General features: G+C 30.2%; 20 protein-coding genes, 1 pseudogene and 1 riboswitch. Of the genes and pseudogenes, 14 read left to right on the top strand and 7 right to left on the bottom strand.

Going from position 1 to position 22,684, the window contains the following annotated elements; translation table 11 throughout:
• The first annotated feature begins 12 nt into the window (after positions 1-12).
• From AC5SLL_RS04650 to AC5SLL_RS04605, 10 genes and pseudogenes are all read left to right on the top strand, one after another.
• Positions 13-699: a 5-oxoprolinase subunit B family protein gene (locus AC5SLL_RS04650; protein WP_494586271.1), complete on the top strand. Its 687-nt coding sequence runs from the start codon at positions 13-15 to the stop codon at positions 697-699.
• Positions 692-1,645 carry a 5-oxoprolinase subunit C family protein gene (locus tag AC5SLL_RS04645; RefSeq protein ID WP_494586270.1) on the top strand — a complete coding sequence of 318 codons (954 nt, stop codon included), beginning with the start codon at positions 692-694 and terminating at the stop codon, positions 1,643-1,645. The genes AC5SLL_RS04650 and AC5SLL_RS04645 overlap by 8 nt, the downstream gene beginning before the upstream one ends.
• Positions 1,632-2,516, top strand: a complete 885-nt coding sequence (locus tag AC5SLL_RS04640) for a DMT family transporter (RefSeq protein WP_494572791.1) — start codon at positions 1,632-1,634, stop codon at positions 2,514-2,516. Before AC5SLL_RS04645 ends, AC5SLL_RS04640 begins: the two co-directional genes overlap by 14 nt.
• A gap of 17 nt (positions 2,517-2,533) precedes the next feature.
• Positions 2,534-2,621: riboswitch (glycine riboswitch) on the top strand.
• Positions 2,622-2,697: 76 nt separating this feature from the next.
• Positions 2,698-3,801, top strand: a complete 1,104-nt coding sequence (gene gcvT, locus AC5SLL_RS04635; RefSeq protein WP_494586269.1) for a glycine cleavage system aminomethyltransferase GcvT — start codon at positions 2,698-2,700, stop codon at positions 3,799-3,801.
• The gene (gene gcvH, locus AC5SLL_RS04630; RefSeq protein ID WP_494586268.1) at positions 3,801-4,181 is read left to right on the top strand and encodes a glycine cleavage system protein GcvH; all 381 of its coding nucleotides are present in this window, start codon (positions 3,801-3,803) and stop codon (positions 4,179-4,181) included. Before gcvT ends, gcvH begins: the two co-directional genes overlap by 1 nt.
• A 2-nt stretch (positions 4,182-4,183) precedes the next feature.
• Positions 4,184-7,042, top strand: a complete 2,859-nt coding sequence (gene gcvP, locus AC5SLL_RS04625) for an aminomethyl-transferring glycine dehydrogenase (RefSeq protein WP_494586267.1) — start codon at positions 4,184-4,186, stop codon at positions 7,040-7,042.
• A 15-nt stretch (positions 7,043-7,057) separates the two neighbouring features.
• A complete protein-coding gene (locus AC5SLL_RS04620) occupies positions 7,058-8,302 on the top strand; it encodes an NAD(P)/FAD-dependent oxidoreductase (protein ID WP_494586266.1) in 1,245 nt (414 codons plus the stop codon).
• A pseudogene (locus tag AC5SLL_RS04615) lies at positions 8,295-9,061 on the top strand (DUF1365 domain-containing protein). Before AC5SLL_RS04620 ends, AC5SLL_RS04615 begins: the two are co-directional and overlap by 8 nt.
• Positions 9,061-10,239, top strand: coding sequence for a class I SAM-dependent methyltransferase (locus tag AC5SLL_RS04610; RefSeq protein ID WP_494586265.1), 1,179 nt, complete (start codon positions 9,061-9,063; stop codon positions 10,237-10,239). Before AC5SLL_RS04615 ends, AC5SLL_RS04610 begins: the two are co-directional and overlap by 1 nt.
• 13 nt (positions 10,240-10,252) lie before the next feature.
• On the top strand, positions 10,253-10,801 hold the full coding sequence (locus tag AC5SLL_RS04605; RefSeq protein ID WP_271516607.1) for a DUF3833 domain-containing protein: 549 nt from the start codon (positions 10,253-10,255) through the stop codon (positions 10,799-10,801).
• Here the strand turns inward: AC5SLL_RS04605 and AC5SLL_RS04600 are convergent.
• On the bottom strand, positions 10,798-11,559 hold the full coding sequence (locus AC5SLL_RS04600) for an SDR family NAD(P)-dependent oxidoreductase (protein WP_271516605.1): 762 nt from the start codon (positions 11,557-11,559) through the stop codon (positions 10,798-10,800). The two genes, AC5SLL_RS04605 and AC5SLL_RS04600, sit on opposite strands and share 4 nt — an antisense overlap.
• Before the next feature lie 21 nt (positions 11,560-11,580).
• On the opposite strand from AC5SLL_RS04600, the gene AC5SLL_RS04595 reads away from it, so the two are divergent.
• Both AC5SLL_RS04595 and AC5SLL_RS04590 read left to right on the top strand, forming a co-directional pair.
• Complete coding sequence (locus AC5SLL_RS04595) at positions 11,581-12,048, top strand: TspO/MBR family protein (protein WP_494586264.1); 468 nt, start codon at positions 11,581-11,583, stop codon at positions 12,046-12,048.
• A 9-nt stretch (positions 12,049-12,057) separates the two neighbouring features.
• Entirely contained in the window at positions 12,058-13,161 is a 1,104-nt protein-coding gene (locus AC5SLL_RS04590; protein ID WP_494586263.1) for an NAD(P)/FAD-dependent oxidoreductase, read from the top strand.
• A gap of 4 nt (positions 13,162-13,165) precedes the next feature.
• On the opposite strand, the gene AC5SLL_RS04585 is transcribed toward AC5SLL_RS04590, so the two are convergent.
• Genes AC5SLL_RS04585 through AC5SLL_RS04560 form a run of 6 tightly spaced genes read right to left on the bottom strand, consistent with a single transcriptional unit; the run spans position 13,166 to position 20,784 of the window.
• Positions 13,166-14,617 (bottom strand): protein adenylyltransferase SelO, encoded by a 1,452-nt coding sequence (locus AC5SLL_RS04585; protein WP_494586262.1) that lies wholly within the window; start codon positions 14,615-14,617, stop codon positions 13,166-13,168.
• A gap of 8 nt (positions 14,618-14,625) precedes the next feature.
• Positions 14,626-17,394, bottom strand: a complete 2,769-nt coding sequence (gene fdhF / locus AC5SLL_RS04580) for a formate dehydrogenase subunit alpha (protein WP_494586261.1) — start codon at positions 17,392-17,394, stop codon at positions 14,626-14,628.
• Complete coding sequence (locus AC5SLL_RS04575; RefSeq protein ID WP_494586260.1) at positions 17,394-19,049, bottom strand: NADH-ubiquinone oxidoreductase-F iron-sulfur binding region domain-containing protein; 1,656 nt, start codon at positions 19,047-19,049, stop codon at positions 17,394-17,396. The genes fdhF and AC5SLL_RS04575 overlap by 1 nt, the downstream gene beginning before the upstream one ends.
• Before the next feature lie 17 nt (positions 19,050-19,066).
• Entirely contained in the window at positions 19,067-19,906 is an 840-nt protein-coding gene (gene fdhD, locus AC5SLL_RS04570) for a formate dehydrogenase accessory sulfurtransferase FdhD (protein ID WP_494586259.1), read from the bottom strand.
• 3 nt (positions 19,907-19,909) lie between these two features.
• On the bottom strand, positions 19,910-20,386 hold the full coding sequence (locus tag AC5SLL_RS04565) for an HPP family protein (protein WP_494580291.1): 477 nt from the start codon (positions 20,384-20,386) through the stop codon (positions 19,910-19,912).
• A complete protein-coding gene (locus AC5SLL_RS04560; protein ID WP_271517159.1) occupies positions 20,386-20,784 on the bottom strand; it encodes an iron-sulfur cluster assembly scaffold protein in 399 nt (132 codons plus the stop codon). The genes AC5SLL_RS04565 and AC5SLL_RS04560 overlap by 1 nt, the downstream gene beginning before the upstream one ends.
• Positions 20,785-20,826: 42 nt before the next feature.
• On the opposite strand from AC5SLL_RS04560, the gene AC5SLL_RS04555 reads away from it, so the two are divergent.
• Together AC5SLL_RS04555 and AC5SLL_RS04550 are read left to right on the top strand one after the other, a co-directional pair.
• Complete coding sequence (locus tag AC5SLL_RS04555) at positions 20,827-21,435, top strand: molybdenum cofactor guanylyltransferase (protein ID WP_494586258.1); 609 nt, start codon at positions 20,827-20,829, stop codon at positions 21,433-21,435.
• The gene (locus AC5SLL_RS04550; RefSeq protein WP_494586257.1) at positions 21,428-22,681 is read left to right on the top strand and encodes a molybdopterin molybdotransferase MoeA; all 1,254 of its coding nucleotides are present in this window, start codon (positions 21,428-21,430) and stop codon (positions 22,679-22,681) included. Before AC5SLL_RS04555 ends, AC5SLL_RS04550 begins: the two co-directional genes overlap by 8 nt.
• Positions 22,682-22,684 lie beyond the last annotated feature (3 nt).

Here is a 22,684-nt window from a genome sequence, read left to right as displayed (position 1 = left end):
GTATAACATGCTATGATCAAAAATATATCAAATCTTGGTGACGCATCAGTATATTGTGATTTCGGATCAGACGTAAATGAACAAATAAATTCAAATGTAATTTGTTATTTTAATGAAATCTCAAAGTTAGTTGAAACAAATGAAATTACTGGAATAAATAATATTATCCCTTCCTATAATAAATTAATCATCAATTTTGATTTGTCTCAAACTACATTTAACGAAGTTAAAGAAAAAATTTTAGCATTAGATGTTAAAAATCAAACCAAGAATAATTTTAAAAAAATTAAGATTGCTGTTTGTTGTGATGATGAATTTGGTCTAGATTTTAATAGAATTTCAAAAATAACTAAACTCTCGAAAGAAGAAATTTTAAACTTAAGTCTAAATAAAGAATACTTTTGTTATATGACAGGATTTATTGCGGGTATGCCTTTTTTAGGAGATATAAATAAGGACATTAGATGTAATCGTTTAGAGACACCAAGATTACAAGTTCCAAAAGGTTCAGTTGGAATAACCGAGCAGTTTGTAAACATTTATACTTTTGAAAGCCCTGGAGGATGGAACATTATAGGCAATACCCCTGAAAAAATTTTTGATAATTTAAACAGCAAAGAACCTGCTTTAATTAAACCTGGAGATAGAGTTAGTTTTTATCAAATATCTAAAGAAGAATATTTAAATTGGAATGAGTAATACATATTTTGAAGTTTTAAGAGCAGGAGTTAATACAACAATCCAAGATATTGGAAGAAATCATATGTATCACTTAGGCATTACAATTAGTGGTGCAATTGATCAAAGAAACTATGTTTTAAGTAATAAACTTGTAAACAATTCGTTAAATGAAGCAGTTATAGAGTTTGCTTATCAAGGCCCTCTCTTAAAATTAAAAAATGGTTCAATTAATTTTTGTATCACTGGTGATGTAATTTTTAAGATTATTAAAAAAGATGGTTCAATAGAAGACGGCACTTGTTATGAAAGTTATACTTTAGATGATGAAGAGCAATTAGATATAATCTCAACCAAAAATACTGCTTATGGATATTTATCAGTTAGCAATGGTTTTAAATTACAAAAGATTTGGAATAGTTATTCAATAAATACAAAAGCAAATATTGGTCCAAACAATGGTAAAAAATATTCACTACAAGATAAAATTCTAATTAATAATCAAGATCTTGTATTAAATAAAAAAAATAAAATAAATTATAATGAAAGATCTGATAATTTAATTAGAATAATTAAAGGTACTAATTTCAATTATTTTTCAAAAAAATCACAAGATAGTTTTTTTAATGATGAGTTTTCAGTAACTAAAGATGCAGATCGAATGGGCATTAGATTGACTGGACCTAAGTTAGAAAATATCGTTAACACAAATATTAAATCAGAAGGTCTTGTAAGAGGAGTAATCCAGGTCCCAGCTGATGGAAACCCAATTATAATGCTTTCTGATCATGGAACTATTGGAGGATACCCAAAGATCGGAGTTGTTATTTCAGCAGATTTAGATCAAGTTGGTCAATTTACACCTGGATCTAAAATAAGATTTAAAGAAGTAAGCCTTGCAGAAGCTCAAAATATATTTAAAGCATATACGATTGATACAAATAAATATTTAAATGAAAATAATTAGCAAAATTCCTGGCCCGATACTCGTTTTTATGGGTGCATGCTGCTTAAGCTTTGGAGGTTTGATTGTAAAATCATTCGAGGGTGCAACTTTGTGGCAAATATTATTTTGGCGGTCATTATTTTTTTCATTAACAATTTTGTTGTTTTTAGTAATCACTTATAAGCAAAAATTATTTAAGGCATTTTATGACTCAGGATTGCCAGGGTTTTTTGGTGGAATTATTTTATCCTTGGGTTTCTGTGGATATGTTTTTGCGATGTACAATACAACTGTTGCAAACACTAATTTTATCATTTCAACACAAATATTGTTTCTAGCAATATTTGGATACTTATTCTTAAAAGAAACAATTACATCTTTAACATTAGTATCAATTATCCTTGCGATCACTGGAGTTTTGTTAATGGTTGGAAATTCTTTATCACCAGGAGAAATGTCTGGCAATTTAGCAGCTTTTAGTATGCCTATTACATTTGCTGTTCTGATTATGATTGTGAGAAAATTTCCCAATGTCGATATGGTGCCCGCACAATTTATTGCGGGTGTAAGCTCATGTATTATTGGATATTTGTTATCAGACAAACTTATGATTTCCTCTAATGATATCTTTTTAGGATTTACTGCAGGTTTTTTTCAAGTTGGATTTGGATTTATATTTATAACTATGGGTGCTCGAAGCACTCCTTCTGCGATGGTTGGTATTATAATGTTATCCGAATCTGTTTTAGGACCTATATGGGCATTTTTATTTGCAGGTGAAAGATCATCATTATTTACATTAATTGGAGGCAGTATTATTCTTTTTGCAGTATTACTGCAATTTTATGCATTGCTTTTTCCAAGTAAAAAAAAATTAGAAGTTGACTCTTAACATCAACTCATAGATTATCACAACATACGGGAGAGACTACACTATGTAGCGCCGAAGGAGCAACCACCCAGGAATCTCTCAGGCAAAAAGGACCGTACCATATTAACTCTGGAAAGAGATTTAGTTCTCGCCGAAGGAGCAAAACTCTCAGGCAAACATACAGATGGGTATAAAAGTTAATATGGAAAATATAAAAACTAAACTTTACAATTTACATCAAAAGCATGGAGCAAAGTTTGTTCCATTTGCAGGCTATGAAATGCCGATACAATATCCTGAAGGCATTGTAGAGGAACATAAATACACAAGATCAGATGCAGGATTATTTGATGTTTCTCACATGGGACAACTTTTTATTAAAGGTGGCGAGGAATTAACTGCAGATTTAGAAAAAATTTTTCCCTTAGATTTAAAAAATATCTCCTTAAATCAAAGCAAGTATAGTTTCTTAATGAATGAAGAAGCCTTTATTCACGATGATTTGATTATCACAAAAGTAGAAGGAGGATACAATATTATTTTGAACGCAGCTTGCAAAAATGAAGATTATCAAATCATAGCAAAATTATTAAATAATAAATATGAAATGGTTTTAAATTCTGATTTATCACTCATTGCTATTCAGGGCCCTAAAGCTGCTAATATCTTAAAAGAAGTCATTGCAGGTCCTGATAATCTTAATTTTATGAATGGTGATTGGTTTAATTACTCAGATGATAAAGTTTATATAACAAGATCTGGATATACAGGTGAAGATGGTTTTGAAATTTCAATAGGCAATAACAAAGTAGAGGATTTAGTTAAAAATTTAATACTAAAAGGGGCAAAATTAATAGGTTTGGGTGCAAGAGATACCTTAAGATTGGAAGCAGGTCTTTGTTTATATGGCCATGATATTGATCTAGAGACAACACCAATTGAGGCAAATCTTAAATGGGCAATCTCTAAAAAAAGGTTAGAGAATGGTGGTTTCAGAGGGTTTGATAAAATTGATAGTCAGATAAAATCAGGTACTAAAAAATTAAGAGTAGGCATTGCTCCTGAAGAAAGAATTATAGCTCGAGAAAAAACAAAAGTGTTTAATGAGAATAATGAAGTTATAGGAGAAATAACAAGTGGAACTTTTGGACCAAGCATACAAAAACCAATTACACTTGGTTATGTACAAAGTGAGTATGCTAAATTAGATACAAAGATTTTATTAGAAGTTAGAGGTAAAAAATACCCAGCTAAAATATGTAAATTACCATTTTATAAAAAAAGCTATGTGAAAGGAGCAAACTAATGAGTGATGTAAAATTTTCAAAAGAACATGAATGGATTAAAATGGATGGTGATATAGCCACAATAGGGATTACACAACATGCAACAGAAATGTTGGGAGATATTGTTTTTGTTGAACTTCCTGAACTAGGATCAAATGTTGAAAAAGACGGTAATGCAGGAGTGGTTGAATCTACAAAAGCTGCAAGTGATGTTTATACCCCAGTTTCTGGAGAAGTAGTTGAAAACAATCAAGCAATTGTTGATGACCCAGGTAAAATAAATAGTGATCCAGAAAATGAAGCTTGGTTTTTTAAGCTTAAAATTAAAGATAAGGCAGAGTTGGATACTCTAATGAATATAGAGGAATACGATAAATTTGCAAAAGAAAGTGGTAATTAAAAATGCTTAAAGCTTCACAAAAAGATTTTATTAAAAGACATATTGGACCATCTGATACTGAACAAAATTTTATGCTCAAAGAATTAGGATTTAAAAATTTGGATGAACTAATAAACAAAACAGTTCCAGAAAAAATCTTACTTAAAGAAAGTCTTGAAATTGGTGAGCCTAATTCAGAATATGAAGCTTTAAGAAAACTAAAAGAAATTTCAAAAAAAAATATAATTAATTCAAACTTTATAGGTATGGGGTATTATGGAACTTTTACACCACATGTAATTCTTAGAAATATTTTAGAAAATCCAGGCTGGTATACATCGTATACTCCATATCAACCTGAAGTAGCCCAAGGTAGATTAGAAATGCTTTTAAATTTCCAACAAATGATTATTGATTTTACAGGAATGGATATAGCTAACGCCTCTTTACTTGATGAAGGTACTGCGGCAGCTGAAGCTGTCGGACTAAGTTACAGAGTTAGTAAAAATGAAAGTAATAAAGTATTTGTATCAAAAGATTGTCACCCTCAAACGGTCGATGTTATTAAAACAAGAGCTGAACCTATGGGTTTAGAGGTTATTGTTGGAGATGAATATAAAGATATCAAAGGTGAAATTGTTTGTGGTATTATTCAATACCCTGGAACTTTAGGTGATATTAAAGATCCAAGTGAAGCAATCAGTCAAATTCATAAGAATAAAGGTAAGGCAGTTTTAATTTGTGATTTACTTTCGTTAGCCAAACTAAAAACACCTGCTGAACTTGGTGCGGATATAGCAGTTGGAAGCTCACAACGTTTTGGAATTCCAATGGGTTACGGTGGACCCCATGCAGCATTTTTTGCAACAAAAGATGAGTATAAAAGATCAATGCCAGGAAGAATTATAGGGGTATCGGTAGATCGTCATGGCAAAAAAGCATACAGACTTGCGCTACAAACTCGTGAACAACATATAAGAAGAGACAAAGCAACAAGTAATATTTGTACAGCTCAAGCTTTACTAGCAATAGTGTCTGCAGCCTATGCAGTTTATCATGGGCCAGAGGGAATTCTTAAAATTGCTAACAACACATCTCAATTAGCAAAAAACTTTTCAGATAAGCTAAAGCAGACAGGCTATGAATTATACTCAGAACACTTCTTTGATACAGTTACTATCAAAACTTTAGATAAAACTGACAGTATTTATAACAACGCATTAAGAGAAAATATCAACATAAGAAAAGTAAACTCTCAAATGTTAGCAGTTTCATTTGATGAAAAGAAAAATGTTTATCGTGCTAATCAATTGCTTAAAGTTTTTAATTGTTCAGAAACTATCAAAGAAGAGATGAATGAAAATTTAACCAATATTCCTAAAAACTTATTAAGAACTTCTAAATTTTTACAACACAAAGTGTTTAATAGTTATCATTCAGAAACAGATATGTTGAGATATCTAAAAAGATTAGAAGATTCTGATATAGCATTGAACAGATCAATGATTGCTCTTGGATCATGTACAATGAAATTAAATGCAGTTGCTGAAATGATTCCAGTTACTTGGAGAGAATTTTCAGAACCACATCCATTTGCACCTTTAGAGCAGATGGAAGGATATAGAACATTATTTACTGATTTAAAAAATTGGCTACGTTCAATAACTGGGTTTTCAGGTGTATCTTTACAACCTAATGCTGGAGCTCAAGGAGAGTTTGCAGGACTTATGGTGATTAGAAAATTTCATGAAAACAATGGAGATCATAATAGAAACATATGCTTAATTCCAAGTTCAGCACATGGAACAAACCCTGCTAGTGCACAAATGGTTGGCATGAAAGTTGTAGTTGTCAGTTGTGATAGTCATGGAAATGTAGATTTTGAAGATTTAAAAAATAAAGTTGAAAAACATAAAGATAATCTAGCAGCATTGATGGTTACTTATCCTTCGACACATGGTGTCTTTGAAGAAAAGATAGTAGATATTTGTGAACTTGTACATAGTAACGGTGGACAAGTTTATATGGATGGTGCCAATCTAAATGCACTTGTTGGAATAGCAAAGCCTGGGAAATTTGGGCCTGATGTTTGTCATATAAATTTACATAAAACTTTTTGTATACCTCATGGTGGAGGTGGACCTGGAATGGGACCAATCGCCTGTAAAAAACATTTAGAAAAATTTCTGCCTAACCATTCAGTTGTAAAAGATTGTGGACCAGCAACAGGTGTGGGTGCAATTTCTGCAGCTCCATGGGGTAGTTCAAGTATTCTTTCCATATCTTGGATGTACATGAAGATGATGGGATCGGAAGGTTTGAGAAAGGCATCAGAAGTTGCAATTTTAAATGCTAATTACATTGCCTATAAATTAAACAGCTCTTTTCCTATTTTATACAAAGGCAAAAATGGCAACGTTGCACATGAATGTATTATTGATATCAGGCAAATAAAAACTGAAACAGGAATAACAGAGGAAGACATTGCAAAACGATTAATAGATTATGGTTTTCATGCACCTACTATGTCTTGGCCTGTTGCAGGAACGATGATGATTGAGCCCACAGAAAGTGAAAGCTTAGAGGAGATTGATAGGTTTTGCGATACTCTGATTAAGATTAAACAAGAAATAGATAAGATAAAATCAGGTGCTTTTGATAAATTAGATAATCCGTTAAAGAATGCGCCACATACGCACGTTGAATTAGCTTCAAATACATGGGATCATAAATATGAAAGAGAAGAGGCAGCTTATCCTTCTGAATTTTTAAGATCATTTAAGTTTTGGCCTCCAGTTGCTAGAGTAGATAATGTTTATGGAGATAAAAACTTATTTTGTACATGTCCTTCAATGGACGAATACGAAGAGACAGCAGCATAATAAAAATATTATAAAATGAAAATTGCTGTAGTTGGAGCTGGCATATCAGGTTTAAGTGCAGCATATTATTTATCTAAAAAACATAAAGTTGATTTATTCGAAAAAGAAAATCAGTTTGGTGGTCACGCAAATACAATAAAAGTTGATTACGGACAAAACAAAGAAATAGCTGTAGATATTGGATTTATGGTATTTAACAAAAATACCTACCCAAATCTAATCAATTTTTTTTCTGAAAATAAAATTGCAATAGAAAAAAGTGATATGTCATTTTCTGTTACTGTTGAGGGCACTAATATTGAATACTGTGGCAAAGGGTTAAAAGGAATTTTTTCAAATAAAAAAAATTTATTTAATTTAAAATTTATCAAAATGTTTTTTGAAATTCTTAGCTTTTATAAAAACTGTGAAAAATTGGATATTGCAAAAATACAATCCACAACACTAGGAAATTATCTTAAAGAAATAAAAATTTCAGATTATTTTATAAATTATCATATTATTCCTATGGTTTCAGCAATTTGGTCAATGCCTCCCTATGAAGCCTCACAAATGCCACTGACGTTCTTTTTAAGTTTTTTTAAAAACCATGGATTGTTTAAAATAAAAAATAGACCGCAATGGTATACGGTTGCAAATCGGAGCAAAACATATGTTGATAAAATAATTTCAAAAATTAGTGGTCAACATTTCAAAAATTATAACATTAATAAAATAACTAGACAAAGTACAGGTATTAAAGTTTTTTATGGTGAAGAAAATGAATTCTTTGATTATGACAAAGTTGTAATTGCAACACATGCAGATGAAGCGTTAAATATTATAGATAGCCCAACATCAGAAGAGGAATTAATTTTAAAAAATTTTAAATATAAAAGTAATATTGCTGTTATTCATTTTGATGAGAGCGTTATGCCAAAAAACAAGAAAGCTTGGTGTTCATGGAACTCTTCAATGGATCCAAATAATATTGAAAAGACGTCAGTTACCTATTGGTTAAATCAGTTACAAAACCTAGAGATTGATAGAAATATTTTTTTAACCTTAAATCCATTTAAGGAAATACCTGTTAAAAAAATCTTTAAAAAGGTATCGTTTACTCATCCCTATTACGATGCAGAGGCATTACTAAATCAAGGTGAACTACATAAAATTCAAAATAAAGAAAATATATTGTTTTGTGGAAGTTATTTTGGCTATGGTTTTCATGAAGATGGAATAAAATCTTCTATTGAAATGCTAAAAAAACTTAATGATTAAAAACTCATATATTTATACAGGTTCTGTAATACACAAAAGATTCAAGCCAACCATTCATAGTTTTAAATATAAAGTATTTTCATTACTAATTGATCTTGCTGAGTTAGATATATTACAAAAAAATTTAAAAATATTTTCATATAATAAATTCAATATCGTTAGTTTTTTTGATGTAGATCATGGACCAAGAGATGGTAGCTCAGTTGAAAATTGGGTTAAAGATAATCTAAAAAAAATAATCAAGAGTATGAAGACGTACAAATTAAACTTTTATGTTATCCAAGAATATTTGGTTATGTTTTTAATCCACTAAGTGTCTTTTATATATATGATAATAAATCAAATCTTATATCAATCATGCATGAAGTCAAAAATACGTTTGGTGAACAACACGTTTATATCTTTAAAGTTAATAAAAATGAAAATTTAGTACAGCAAATTTGTAAAAAGAAATTTCATGTTTCTCCTTTTATAAATATGAATTGTGTTTATTTTTTTAGAATATTGAAACCTGGAAATAAAATTTCAGTAATAATTGATGTACAAGACCCAGAAGGTAAAATTCTTTATGCATCTCAAGATGGGATTAAAAGTGAATTAAATAATGCATCTTTAATCAAGTCTTACTTAAAACACCCATTAATGACATTTAAAGTTATTGTGGCGATACATTTTGAGGCATTTAAATTGTGGATAAAAAAGATAAAGTTTATTCAAAAAAAAATTAAAATTAAAAATAATATTACAATAGAAAATTAATGTTCATTTATAAACTGTCAGATTTAATTGTATTTAGCTTATTAAAAAATATTAAGCACGGACATCTTGAAGTTATAAAAATGAATGGCGAAGTCCTAAAGTTTGGTGATCCAAATGAAATTTTAAAAGTTTCATTAGAAATTAAAGATGAAAGTTTCATTTATAACCTGATTAAGAATGGAAGCGTGGGATTGGGCGAATCTTACATGAAAGGATTTTTTACAACAAATAACCTTTCAGATTTAATTGAATTAACTGCTCGTAACATAGGTATCATTTACAAGTTTTCAGGGATTCTAGATTTAACTATTATTAATTATATAAAGAGAAAGTTTGTTAAAAATACTAAAACCAGAAGTAAAGAGAATATTGCAAGGCATTATGACCTTGGTAATGATTTCTTTTCTTTATGGCTAGATAGATCGTTAACTTATTCAAGTGCAATATTTAAAGAACCTGATCAAGATTTATTTGAAGCACAAAATAATAAATATCAAAAACTAATAGACCTTTTACAACCATCAAGTGGGAGTAGAGTGCTAGAGATTGGATGTGGTTGGGGAGGTTTTGCTGAGTACTTAGGCACTAATTACGATGTTAAATTAGATTGTATAACCATTTCTCAAAGGCAATTTGAATTTGCTAAAGAACGAATTCATAAATACGGGTTAAACGAAAAAGTTAATATAGAATTAAAAGATTATAGAGATTTGAAAGCTAAGTATGACCATATTGCATCAATTGAAATGATAGAAGCGGTAGGTCAAGATTACTTGAATAGTTATTTTAATACTATTAAAAATAATTTGTTACCTTCTGGCACGGCTGCTATTCAAGCAATAACTATCGATGACCAATTATTTGATCGATACAAAAATAAAGAAGACTTTATTCAAAAATATATTTTCCCAGGTGGTTTTTTGCCTTCAAAAAGTGAATTACAAAATTATGTTGATAAAAATGGATTAAAATTTAATGAATATAATTCATATGCCAACCATTACTCGGAGACTTTGATTGTTTGGAGAGAAATATTTAATAAAAAATGGGACTTAATTAAAAAACAAGGTTTTGATTTAAAATTTAAAAAAATGTGGGAATTTTACCTTTCATATTGTGAAGCTGGGTTCAAATCAAAAAATATAGACTTAATTCAATTTTCACTACAAAATAAATAACAATAGGAGATACATGATAAACTTTAAGATAACTAGATTAACAGTGTTAATAATTGCTTTATTCTTTACAGCAAGTTGTATAAACAATAACTCTATGAAGCCTACAGATTTCAAAAATACAAAACCAACTATGACTATAGAGCAATACTTTGATGGGCCGGTTAAAGCATGGGGTCTATTACAAGACCGTAGTGGTAAGGTTACTAGACAATTTAAAGCAGATATGACCGGCAGTTTTGAAGGAGATATTTTAACTCTTAAAGAAGATTTTTATTGGACAGATGGAGAAAAACAAAATCGAATATGGGAAATAAAAAAGATTGATCAAAATTACTATGAAGGTACGGCACCTGATGTAGTGGGTACAGCTAAAGGCTATCAATATGGATCAGCTTTTAAATTTGAATATGATTTAATGGTCCCATTTAAAGGAAAGAATATTAAAGTTTCTTTTGATGATTGGATTTTTAAACAGGATGAAGATGTTGCAATTAATCGAGCCACACTTACAAAATTTGGCTTTAAAGTTGGTGAATTGACTGTTTTCTTTAAAAAAAATTAATAATCAATTTTCTTCATGCCTCTAGCAACTAGCTTAAAATATAAACTACTAGGTAGCATTTGAAGAAATTTTAAAAAATAAGTAAAGGCTTTTGGGAAATGTATTTCAAAACTTTTTTTGATTACTAATCCTTTATAAATTTCCTCTGCAGCAAATTCTGGGGTTTTAATCATGGGCATTGGAAAGTCATTTTGATCGGTCATAGGCGTTTTTATGAAACCAGGACTGATTAATGAAACTCGTACATTCTTCATTCTCATATCAAAGTTTAAACTTTCAGCAAAGCTGGTAAGTGCTGATTTTGAAGCACAATATGCCCCAGCTGCAGGTAATCCTCTGTAGCCAGCAACAGAAGAAATTATAGATATTTGACCATTTTTTTTCTCAGAAAAATAATCATAGATTGAATTAATTGAATTCATTGTTCCAAAATAATTAACTTCCATTATTTCTCTTATCTTATCTAAATTAAATTTTTTCTCTGATTTTGGATCATGCATGCCAGTACCGAACACACATATATCAATACTATTTAATTGTTTGATTATATCTTTTGCAACTAATTTACATGAATCGACTTTAGTAACATCCAAAGGAAAAGGAAATATATTTTGATTAATTTTTTTAAGTTCATTTAATAAATTTTCACGTCTTGCAGATGCAGCAACTACCCACCCATTTTCTGCAAATTTGATTGCAAGAGCTTTACCAATTCCACTACTTGCACCGGTTATCCAAATAACTTTTTTTTCTTCCATATTCTATTGTATAATAGAAATATGTTAAAAAACAAATTCTTATCTTTTTTATTATTTGCGCTTGTAACTTTTTCTGCATCCACAATAGGAGGTTTAGCTACAGTAGGTTTTAAAGAGCCTTGGTATTCTTTAATTATCAAACCTTCATTTAATCCACCAGATTGGATTTTTGCACCAGTTTGGACAACACTTTATTTTTTTATGACAATTGCTATCTGGAAATTTTGGCATAGTAAAAATAGAGACATGAACACTATTTACATCTATTTCATTCATTTAATTTTTAATACAACTTGGAGTATAGTTTTTTTTGTTTTTCATAAAATTGTTTTAGCCATGATTGTATTGGTAATTTTAATCTTATTGATAATTATTCTCATAATTAGATTTAAGCGTGTCAACTTGTACAGTTATTATTTGATGATTCCTTATTTACTTTGGTGTCTCTTTGCATTAATTCTTAATGTAAGTTTAATCATATTAAATTAAAATAAAACTATGGATGATGTTGTAATAGTAGGTGGTGGAATAATAGGGACTGCTACAGCTTATTTTTTATCTAAAGAAGGTAGAAAGGTAAAAGTTATAGAAAGAGACCCGACTTATAAAACAGCTTCTTTCCCATTATCACTTGGTGGATTTAGAAGACAGTTTTTTCAAAAAGAAAACATATTACTAGGAAAGTTTGCTAGAGAATTTATCTTTCAAATACCAGAATTACTTAAAACTGAAAAAAATCCAAACCCTACAGCAAGCATGGTTACAAATGGCTACTTGTTAATGTTTGGTCCAGAGCATGCCGAGGAACAATATGAAGCCTTAAAAAATCATGAAGCTTGTGATGCTGGAACTAAAAATATCAAAGGTTCTGAACTATCAAAAATATTTCCTTATATAAATAGTGAAGGTATTGAAACAGCAACTTATACTGACAATCAAAGTGAGGGATGGATTGATCCTTTTATGTTTCATAGTGCTTTAAAAAGTAAGGCAATTGAATTAGGTGCTGAATTTATTAAAGGTGAAGTAAAAAATATTTCTGATATCAAAGCTAAAACAATTATATCGGCAGCAGGATGTTGGACTAAAGAATTATTAAAAGATATTCCAGTGGTTCCACAAAAACACACAGTTTTTAGAGTTAAATGCCCTAAATATATTAAAGAAATGCCATTAACGGGAGATTTAACAACAGGAGTTTACTGGAGACCTGAGGGTGGAGAGTATTTAGCAGGTTCACCTAATTCAGTATTTGATGCTACTGATTTAGAACCAGCTTGGAATGATTTTGAGGAATTAGTATGGCCTGCATTAGCACAAAGAATTCCTGCTTTTGAAGAATTAAAATTAACTGGTGGATGGGCTGGTTATTATGATTGTAATAAATTAGATAACAACGCCGTGGTAGGCAAACACCCTAAATATGAGAATGTATATATGGCTTCAGGGTTTACAGGCAGAGGATTAATGCAAGCCCCCGGAATAGGAAGAGCATTAACTGAATTAATTTCTACAGGATCTTATCAAACGATTGATATTAGTGATTTTTCTGTTGAAAGAGTTCTTGGTAATAATGCTAGACCAGAACCATACGTTTTATAAAAAATTAAGTTCCACAAAAAGTTTGATACTTCACATGACTATGAGGAGCAAGGGACATTAATTCTAAATCATTTTCATTAACCTGATATGGATCTTTTAAAATTTCAGTTAATTTATTAAATAAGGTTAAATCACCATTATTAGCTAATATTAAAGCCTCTTCAATTTTGTGATTACGAGGTATTACCATTGGGTTAGAAGAACTCATTAAAACCAAAGATTTATCATGAGTGTTACCAAACATTACTAATCTTTTCATCCATTTAGTTTTCCATAAATCAAAGTCGGCATTATCATAAACTTCAGAATTTTTAATTGCATTATTCATCAAAAAAATAAAAGTATTTGTATAATCTGCTTTTTTTTCATACATCCAATTTAATAATTCCATAATTAAATTTTTATCTTCTTTATCTTCACCATATAACCCAAGTTTATCTCTCATCATATTTAACCATTTTGTTTCGTAATTTTGTTCAAAGTTATTTAAAGCTTCTGTGGCTAATTTAATTGCTTCATCTTCATTTTTACTAATAAGAGGAATTAGACATTCAGCAAATCTTGTTAAATTCCATTTGGTAATTTTTGGTTGATTGTCATAGGCATACCTACCTAGTTGATCTATTGAACTAAAAACTGTTTTAGGATCATAAACATCCATAAAGGCACAAGGGCCATAATCTATTGTTTCACCAGATATAGACATATTGTCAGTATTCATAACCCCATGAATAAAACCAACACGCATCCAATCAATTACAAGTCGGGTTTGTTTTTCGATTAAAACATTTAGTAAGTCTAATGCTTTATTCTTTGATGATTTTATATTGGGGTAGTACTTTTCAATTGTGTAATTAATTAAGATTTCTAAATCTCTAATATTTTGTTTTGCAGCAATGTATTGAAATGTTCCAACTCTTAGATGGCCTAAGGCTACCCTTGTAAGAATTGCACCTTGTAAAATTTGTTCCCTAACCACATCTTCACCAGTTTTAACTACCGCTAAACTTCTAGTAGTAGGTATTTTTAAAAAATGCATTGCTTCACTTATTATATATTCTCTCAACATAGGGCCTAAAACAGCCCTACCATCACCACTGCGTGAGAATGGAGTTCTACCAGAACCTTTAAACTGTATATCAAATCGTTCATTATTTTTGGTTAAGTGTTCGCCAATCAAAACGGCTCTTCCATCACCAAGCATTGTAAAATGGCCAAATTGGTGACCAGCGTAAGCTTGTGCTATAGAGTTAGATCCTTCAGGCAACATATTTCCTGAAAAAATTTTTGATAAATCGCTATCATTAACATTTGAAAAATCTAGATCTAATTTATTTGCTAGATCTTTATTTAATATTAATATTTCTGGTGCGTTTACAGCAACAGGGTTGATATTTTCTTTGAATGTTTTTGATAATCTTGAATAACTATTGTCGAAATGCCAACCAATTGTCATTTTATCGATTAGTTAACTTCTGCTTGATTTTCTTTTGGTTTGATTTCAGTTTTAAATTGGTTTGAGATTTTTTGAACTTCAACTGCTGAAACTTTGTATTCTGCACACATTGTTTCTTCATCTTTACCATGACCGGTTACCATATTGACCATATGTTCTGGAAAATGGAATGTTGTGAATACTATGCCTTCTTTAACTTTATCTGTAACCTCTACTTTTAGAGCAACTTCTCCTCGTCCAGAATAAAGTCTTGCTATATCACCCGTATTTAACTCTCTTTTATTAGCATCATTTGGGTGAACTAATAATAAATCTTCAGAAACTATATTGATGTTACTTGTACGTCTTGTCATCGTCGCAGCATTGTAATGTTGTAGAACTCTACTAGTTGTTAAGATTAATGGATATTCTTTTTTATTAGTTTCAATTTCTGTAGACTCTTTCCAATCAAAATTTTTAAGACGTCCTTTTCCAAGTTTGAAAGTTTCTTGGTGTAAAATTTGAGTGTCTGTTCCATCTTCTTGAACTGGCCACTGTAATCCCATTTTGCCAAGTCTTTCTCTTGTTACACCTTTAAAGAAAGGAACGACATCAGCTATTTCTGCTAGAACTTGATCAGCGTCATATTCAGGTTGGTCAAAGCCTAATTTTTGCATCATGTCTGTTACAATTGTTCCATCAGTTTTAGTACCAGGTAATGGAGGAACGGCTCGATTAACTCTTTGAATTCTTCTTTCGGTATTAGTAAAGGTTCCATTTTTTTCTAAGAAAGTTGTTCCAGGTAATACTACTGTTGCAAGTTTTGCAGTCTCACTCATAAAAATTTCTTGAACTACTAATAATTCTAATGAGTTCATTGCCTGAACCACATGTGCACTATTTGGATCTGTTTGAACAATATCTTCTCCAATAATCCAGACCGCTTTAACTTCTTTATTAATAGCCCCATCAAACATTTCTGGAATTTTTAATCCTGCTTTGGTTGGGTGAACTACTCCATATTTTTCAGTGTAGAAATTTTGAACTTTTTCATCAGCTACTTCAAAGTAACCAGCTCCTTGATGAGGTTGACAACCCATGTCAGCTGCACCTTGGACATTATTTTGTCCTCTTAATGGGTTAACTCCAACACCTTTTCTACCAATATTTCCAGTAATCATTGCAAGATCAGCAATTAACATCACTGTCTTAGATCCTTGTTCTTGTTCAGTAACTCCTAAACCGTGGAATTCCATAGAGTTTTTAGCTGTCGCATAAGCAATTGCTGCTTCTTTAACTAACTGTTTATCAACACCAGCAACTTTCGCTAGATGATCCATATCTTGTCTTTCAATTTCTTTAATGAAATTTGCAAAACCTTCAGTTCTATCTCTAACAAAATCTTTATCATGAAGGTTTGCTTTTAATATAAAATGTAACATCATATTTAAAACAGCCACATTTGTTCCTGGTCTAAGTTTAATATGATGATCAGCAAGTTTTGCTAATTCAGTAGTAATAGGATCTAAAACTATTAGTTTTTTTCCTTTCATTACTTGTTGTTTAATTTTTGCTCCAGTAACTGGGTGAGCATTTGTAGGATTTGCTCCTATAACCATAAATAAATCTGCGTGATAAATATCTTCTGTAGAATTAGTTGCAGCACCAGTTCCAAAAGTTTGTTGCATTCCCCAAGCTGTTGGTGAATGACAAATTCTTGCACAACAATCAATATTATTAGTTCCAATTGCAGCTCTAATCATTTTTTGAAATACATAATTTTCTTCATTAGTACATCTTGCAGAAGAAATTCCAGCTACAGCATCAGGACCACTTTCTTTTGTAATTCTATTTAATTCTTTTTTAATAAAGTCATATGCTTCATCCCATGAAGCTTCTTCAAATTTTCCATTTCTTTTAATTAAAGGAGTTTTTAACCTATCTGGATGATCGTAAAATCCAAATGCATATCTTCCTTTAATACAAGTGTGACCTGCGTTAACTTCAGATTCTTTAGGGGTAGAAATTGCAACAACTTTATTATCTTTAATTGATGCTTCTAAATTACATCCAACGCCACAGTAAGAACAAGTAGTTCTAACTTTTTCATCTACAGCAACAGATTTTGATTGGAAAACATCAGAGATAGCATCTGTTGGACAAGTGTGCGCACAAGCACCACAAGATACACAAGACGAATCTCCGAACAAAGCATCGTTATCAGTTGTAATTTTAGATTCAAATCCTCTGCCACTCATTGTTAAAACAAAAGATCCTTGAATTTCGTCACAAGCACGAACACATCTTCCACAGTTAATACAATTGTCTAAATTCATTCTCATATAATCGTGAGATGTATCTTTAGTAATACCCTTGTGTTGCTTAGGACTGTTATATCTATGATCTGATATACCTAAGTCATTTGCAACATCTTGAAGTTCGCAATTATTATTTACTTCACAAGTTCCACATTCCATTGGGTGGTCAGTTAAAACTAGTTCGACAATATTTTTTCTAAGGCTTGTTAACGCTTCATTAGAAGTAAAGATATGTTGATTTTCAACTACTGGCGTATGACAAGAGGCTACAATTTTAGTTGGACCATCTTTTTCTAACGCAACTTCAACCGAACAAACACGACAAGCACCATATGGAGCTAAATTAGGATCATCGCATAAAGTAGGAACTTTTTTTTCACCAAAGTAGCTTTTAACAAATTTTAAAATAGAAGTGTGATTTGCACTTATTTCATGCGGTTTTCCATCTATATAGGCTATTTTTCTTTTTTCAGAGCTCATTAATTATCCTTGACTATATCATTTTTCATTTCATCACCAAAGTATTTAAGAATATTCATTATTGGGGTAGGGATTGCTCCACAAAGTGCACACAAACAACCTTTTTGCATAGTTACTAGTAATTCATTGAGTAATTTAAGGGGTATTTTAGCAGTACCACTTTTAGCTTGGTCAAACATTTCTTTTCCTCGGTAAGAACCAAGTCTGCCGGGGAAACATTTTCCACAAGATTCTTCTGCTGAAAATTCAAATAAATGATGAATATACTCAACCATTGGAAAATCCTTTGGAATACTAACAACACTAGCGTGTCCAAGCATAAAACCTTTTGCTGTAAACTCTTGAAAATCTAAATTTAAATCATCAATCTCACCTAAAGGGATCACACCACCTAAAGGTCCACCAATTTGAAAGGCCTTAACAGGTTTTGTATAACCACCTCCAATTTCATTAAATATTTTACTCATTGGTGTTCCCATATCAATTTCATAAACACCAGGGTTGTTAAAAAAACTATCAAGGCAAACAAGTTTTGTTCCAGCAGATTTTTTATTACCTATTGAAGAAAATTTTTCAGGTCCATTTATTAAAATACCAGCCGCGGCGGCTAATGTTTCAACATTGTTAACTACTGTTGGTTTTTTATATAAACCTTCTGTTACTGGAAAAGGAGGTCGAACATCTACTTCTGCTCTTCTACCTTCTATTGAAGCAATGAGTGCAGTTTCTTCACCACAAATATAAGCACCTTGACCAATACAAATACCAAGATCAAATGAAAAATCTGTTCCCAATATATTTTCTCCTAATAAATTTAATTTTTTTAATTCGTTAATACATCCATTGATCGCCTCAATAGATTTTGGATACTCACCTCTTATATATAAAACTCCTTCATCACTACCAATAACCATTCCACAAATGACCATTCCAAAAATAACTTTTAAAGGTTGATCTTCTAATAAATATCTATCTGAGAATGCACCTGAGTCACCTTCATCAGCATTACAAATGACATATTTTTTATCACCCTTTGCTTTGCTGCAAAAATCCCATTTCATCCCCGTTGGAAATCCCGCTCCACCTCTGCCAGTTAAATTAGAATCCAAAAGAGATTTAATTATTTCTTTTTTGTCAGTTTTTAAAAAGTTATTTAACTGATCTTTAAATTGATCAAAGGAAGAAAGTTTTTCATCCATTAAGAAGCTTGTCGTTGCATAACTTTTTGAAAAAAATTTTTCTTGTTTAATCTCTTCACCATTTAAGATTTGATCTATTTTTTCAATGTCATTACCAGCGTAGTTTTCACCATCATAATGAAAAGCTTTATTTTCATAACAATGTCCTAAACAAAACATTTCGCCAACTTTATCGTCACCCAACTTTTCTTTAAGTGTTTTCTTTAATTGATCTTGAGTGCCAGCACACATACAAGCACTACCATTGCATACAAAAGCCTTCTTTTCTCTGTGGGAAGGTCTTAAAAATTCATAAAAACTCTCAGCACCATGAAGAGTTGAAACACCTAAATTGTGTTGTTTTGCTATATCTTTTATATCTTTAGGATTGTCGCTTAAAAGGTTTTCAGAAAGTTGCTTAAATAAATTATTTTTTAAGCCAATTCTACCCGACAAATTACTAATATTCTTTGACACAATTTCCTTTTTTTAAGTTAGCCCACAATAACTTTTTTGGTATTGGTGTAAATATTAAAACTATCACTTTTTACGAAACCAATCAGAGTTATGTTAAATTTATTAGCTAAATCGATTGCAAGACTTGTTGGCGCACCCACCCCAATCATTATACCAATATCATTCATTAAAACTTTCTGAACTAGCTCAAAATTAAGTCTCCCAGAGCAAGTGATGAATTGATCTAAGGGACTTATTTGGCCAGCGAGAAGGGTGCTGCCGATAAGTTTGTCCAAGGCATTATGACGACCCACATCTTCCTTAAGGTCGATTAATTCTCCGCTAGCATTAAATAATCCACTCGCATGTATTCCACCAGTTTTACTAAATTCTGACTGATTTTTTCTCAATATTGAGGGTGATTGAATAATTATCTCTTTACTTATCTTTGGTAAATTTAGATCTGTTTTATTTGACTTAATAATTTCTAATGCATCTAAAGAAGATTTTCCACAAACCCCACATGATGAATTTGTTATAAAATCTCTTTTTATTTTTGTGATATCAATATTTTTTGAGTTATTCACAGTTGCTAAAATTTTATTTTGAATATTATATTGCCCAACTTTTTCACCATAACTCTCAATTGAATCAACATCTTTAATATTGGTGATTATTTGTTCATTAAATAAAAAACCTCGAACTAGATCTTTATCATTTCCAGGTGTTCGCATAGTGATTGATAAAATTTTAGTAATCCAATTATTTTTATCTTTATATTTTATAGAAATTTCTAAAGGTTCTTCTACTGAAACTAAGTCATCAATATTTTCAAATTTGTTAAGATCATATTTCAAAACTTTATATTTAGAGCTCATAAATTATTTTAAAGGATAATTTTTTTTTAGAATAAATTTATTAATAATAATTGCTAATAATAAAATTATAATACAGCCTAAGATTATTGGATTAATTAAATATTCATAAGAAGCGCTGCCAATTATAACCATAATAGGATTACCACCTGCTGGAGGATGGACAACATTTAGTAATATCATTAAAAAAACTCCAAAACCAACTGCGAGTGAAATATTGATATAAATAGGTAACGAAATAAAGTTTACAAAAAATACCCCAACAGCCGCAGTTAACAGATGACCAAAAAAAACATTTTTGGGTTGAGCAAAAGGACTTTCTGGAAAACCAAATAATAAAACCATTGAGGAGCCAAATGATCCAGCTAGAAAATATCCCAATGTACTTTTATAAGTAAGTAACGTTAAGACCCCAATTGTTAGTGTAGAAAAGAAACCAGCAATTATTGCTTTTTGTAAAAGAGGTTTGGTAATTTTTATCATTAAGAATTTAAAGCCTTTAAAACTGTTTTTAGGGGTAACAGCAAACATTCTTTTCTTGCTAAATTTTTTTTATCTAGGATTTCTTTAAAATCTCTCCATTCTTTGCTTAATAAAGCTTTAGTACCCTCAAATAAATTGCCACTTAATGAGATAAAAGATTTTATGTCATCGATTTTCTTGTTCTTAATTAGTCTAGAGAGCAAGCTAACGGATGCTTGGCAGTAAACACAAGATTTACATTGATAACCCATATCTATTACAATATCATTTTTGACAATTAAACTGATTTCCATTTCATCTCCACATAAGGGGTTCTTATTTTTAGATTTATGAGTGTAATTACTAACTGCTTTATTATTTTCAGTATGTGCAGCAATTTCTAAAATTCTAAGGTCCATTATATTTCTTTAATTAAAACTTTAATGTTTTATATTTTGTAAATGGATCATAGCAAGATTTTAGGCACAGTTCTAGCGGGAGGGAAATCGGTAAGGTTGGGCATGGACAAATCCCAAGTAAAATTGGCTGATAAGTTATTAATTGATTATATCCTATCTGAAATTATTGAAGAATTTAAAGAAATTCTAATTGTTGCAAACAAATCAATAGATTTTCAAAAATCTAATAAGATTTCGGTTATTGAAGATTTTAAAAAAGATTTAGGACCCTTGGGAGGAGTTTTTACTGCAATGAAGTGGATTAAAGATAATAATAAAGATTATCAGTGGGTTTCAACTTTCCCAACAGATTCTCCATTCTTTAAAAATAAGATATTAAAAGACTTTTTTAATGAAATTCACCCCGAAGAAAGTAAATTATTTTTTATCAAATCTAATAATACCAGGCATAATATATTTGGGTTATGGTCTTTAGAATTGATGAATAAGTTAGAGGAAGATTTAAATAAAGGAGAACGTAAAGTAGAGGTTTGGGCAAATAGCGTTGGTGTTAAAGTAATTAATATGGACTTTGAAAAAGATGATCCTTTTTTTAATATTAATACTAAAGAAGATTTAGAAAAAGCTAAAGCAAAGATAGGCAATGATTAGTTATCAAAACTCAAGAAACATTTTAAAAAGAGGAGTCATCAAAATAAAAGATGAAAAGATAAAAAGTATAAACTCATTAAATAGAATATTATCAGAAAATATTTATTCTCCCATTCATTATCCAGCAGGCAACAATGCAGCATTTGATGGTTTTGCAATTAATGCAAAAGACACAAATAATATAAAAAAAGGTATTAAGCAAAAATTCAAAATTATTGGCTCTATTGCAGCAGGAAACAAACCTTTTAAGAAAAAGATTCATAAATACGAAGCAGTAGAAATTATGACAGGTGGAATTATCCCAAAAGGTTTTGATACAATCATTCCAATTGAACAAATTATTTTTTACCCAAGCAATAGTAATAGAAAATATTTTTTAGTTAATCAAAAAATAAAAAAATATAACCATGTTAGATTTCAAGGATCAGATTATAAAAAAAAAGAATTAGTGTTAAAGAAAAATAACATCATTAAACCTAATCATTTACTAGCATTTAAGACACTAGGTATTAAAAATATTACTGTAAAAAAGAAAATTAATATTGCATTTTTTTCAACTGGAAATGAAATATCAAATAAAGACAATGTTCCTTTTTGGCAAGTGAGAAATTCTAATGGTCCTTATTTAAATAATTTAAATAACAACTTTCTATTTAATTTTAAAAATGGTGGAATTTTAAGAGATAATCATCAAAAAATTTTTAAATCTAAAATAAATCAAATGTTTAAATCAGATACAGATATTATGATTACTTCAGGAGCGGTGTCAGCAGGCAAATTTGATTTTATACCAAGTGTTATAAATTCATTTAAACTATCTAACTACTTTAAAAATGTTGCCATTAGACCAGGTAAACCAGTATTATTTGCAAAAATTAAAGGTAAAGAAAAAGTAATTTTTGGGTTACCTGGAAATCCAATTTCATCTGCAGCTTGTTTTAGATTTTTTGTTTATCCCTTTATTGAATATATTTTAAAGCTCGATGCAGAAAAACCATTAAAGGCAATTTTGAAAAATAGCTTTGACAAGAAGAAGAATTTTACCAAATTTGTAAAAAGTAAATTAAGTACAACCAAAAATGGAAAAATTGAAGTTGAGGTACTTCAGGGCCAAGAATCTTTTAGAATAAAATCATTTGTTAAGTCAAATAGCTGGTCTTTAATGCCAGCAGGTAAATCTAGATTTAAAAAAGGCGATATTATTGATTGTTTTTTTATTAACACCCCTAATCAAAATATAAGTTAGTCG

This window comes from Candidatus Pelagibacter sp. PS_43, assembly GCF_059417795.1.
The sequence above is the reverse complement of the archived record's forward strand: the minus strand, read 5'-3'. Positions and strand labels throughout refer to the sequence as shown.

Bases quoted from the DNA above. Each gene is read 5' to 3' on its own strand.
- AC5SLL_RS04650 (WP_494586271.1), top strand. From the start codon at position 13: ATGATCAAAAATATATCAAATCTTGGTGACGCATCAGTATATTGTGAT.
- AC5SLL_RS04645 (WP_494586270.1), top strand. From the start codon at position 692: ATGAGTAATACATATTTTGAAGTTTTAAGAGCAGGAGTTAATACAACA.
- AC5SLL_RS04640 (WP_494572791.1), top strand. From the start codon at position 1,632: ATGAAAATAATTAGCAAAATTCCTGGCCCGATACTCGTTTTTATGGGT.
- gcvT (WP_494586269.1), top strand. From the start codon at position 2,698: ATGGAAAATATAAAAACTAAACTTTACAATTTACATCAAAAGCATGGA.
- gcvH (WP_494586268.1), top strand. From the start codon at position 3,801: ATGAGTGATGTAAAATTTTCAAAAGAACATGAATGGATTAAAATGGAT.
- gcvP (WP_494586267.1), top strand. From the start codon at position 4,184: ATGCTTAAAGCTTCACAAAAAGATTTTATTAAAAGACATATTGGACCA.
- AC5SLL_RS04620 (WP_494586266.1), top strand. From the start codon at position 7,058: ATGAAAATTGCTGTAGTTGGAGCTGGCATATCAGGTTTAAGTGCAGCA.
- AC5SLL_RS04610 (WP_494586265.1), top strand. From the start codon at position 9,061: ATGTTCATTTATAAACTGTCAGATTTAATTGTATTTAGCTTATTAAAA.
- AC5SLL_RS04605 (WP_271516607.1), top strand. From the start codon at position 10,253: ATGATAAACTTTAAGATAACTAGATTAACAGTGTTAATAATTGCTTTA.
- AC5SLL_RS04600 (WP_271516605.1), bottom strand. From the start codon at position 11,559: ATGGAAGAAAAAAAAGTTATTTGGATAACCGGTGCAAGTAGTGGAATT.
- AC5SLL_RS04595 (WP_494586264.1), top strand. From the start codon at position 11,581: ATGTTAAAAAACAAATTCTTATCTTTTTTATTATTTGCGCTTGTAACT.
- AC5SLL_RS04590 (WP_494586263.1), top strand. From the start codon at position 12,058: ATGGATGATGTTGTAATAGTAGGTGGTGGAATAATAGGGACTGCTACA.
- AC5SLL_RS04585 (WP_494586262.1), bottom strand. From the start codon at position 14,617: ATGACAATTGGTTGGCATTTCGACAATAGTTATTCAAGATTATCAAAA.
- fdhF (WP_494586261.1), bottom strand. From the start codon at position 17,394: ATGAGCTCTGAAAAAAGAAAAATAGCCTATATAGATGGAAAACCGCAT.
- fdhD (WP_494586259.1), bottom strand. From the start codon at position 19,906: ATGAGCTCTAAATATAAAGTTTTGAAATATGATCTTAACAAATTTGAA.
- AC5SLL_RS04565 (WP_494580291.1), bottom strand. From the start codon at position 20,386: ATGATAAAAATTACCAAACCTCTTTTACAAAAAGCAATAATTGCTGGT.
- AC5SLL_RS04560 (WP_271517159.1), bottom strand. From the start codon at position 20,784: ATGGACCTTAGAATTTTAGAAATTGCTGCACATACTGAAAATAATAAA.
- AC5SLL_RS04555 (WP_494586258.1), top strand. From the start codon at position 20,827: ATGGATCATAGCAAGATTTTAGGCACAGTTCTAGCGGGAGGGAAATCG.
- AC5SLL_RS04550 (WP_494586257.1), top strand. From the start codon at position 21,428: ATGATTAGTTATCAAAACTCAAGAAACATTTTAAAAAGAGGAGTCATC.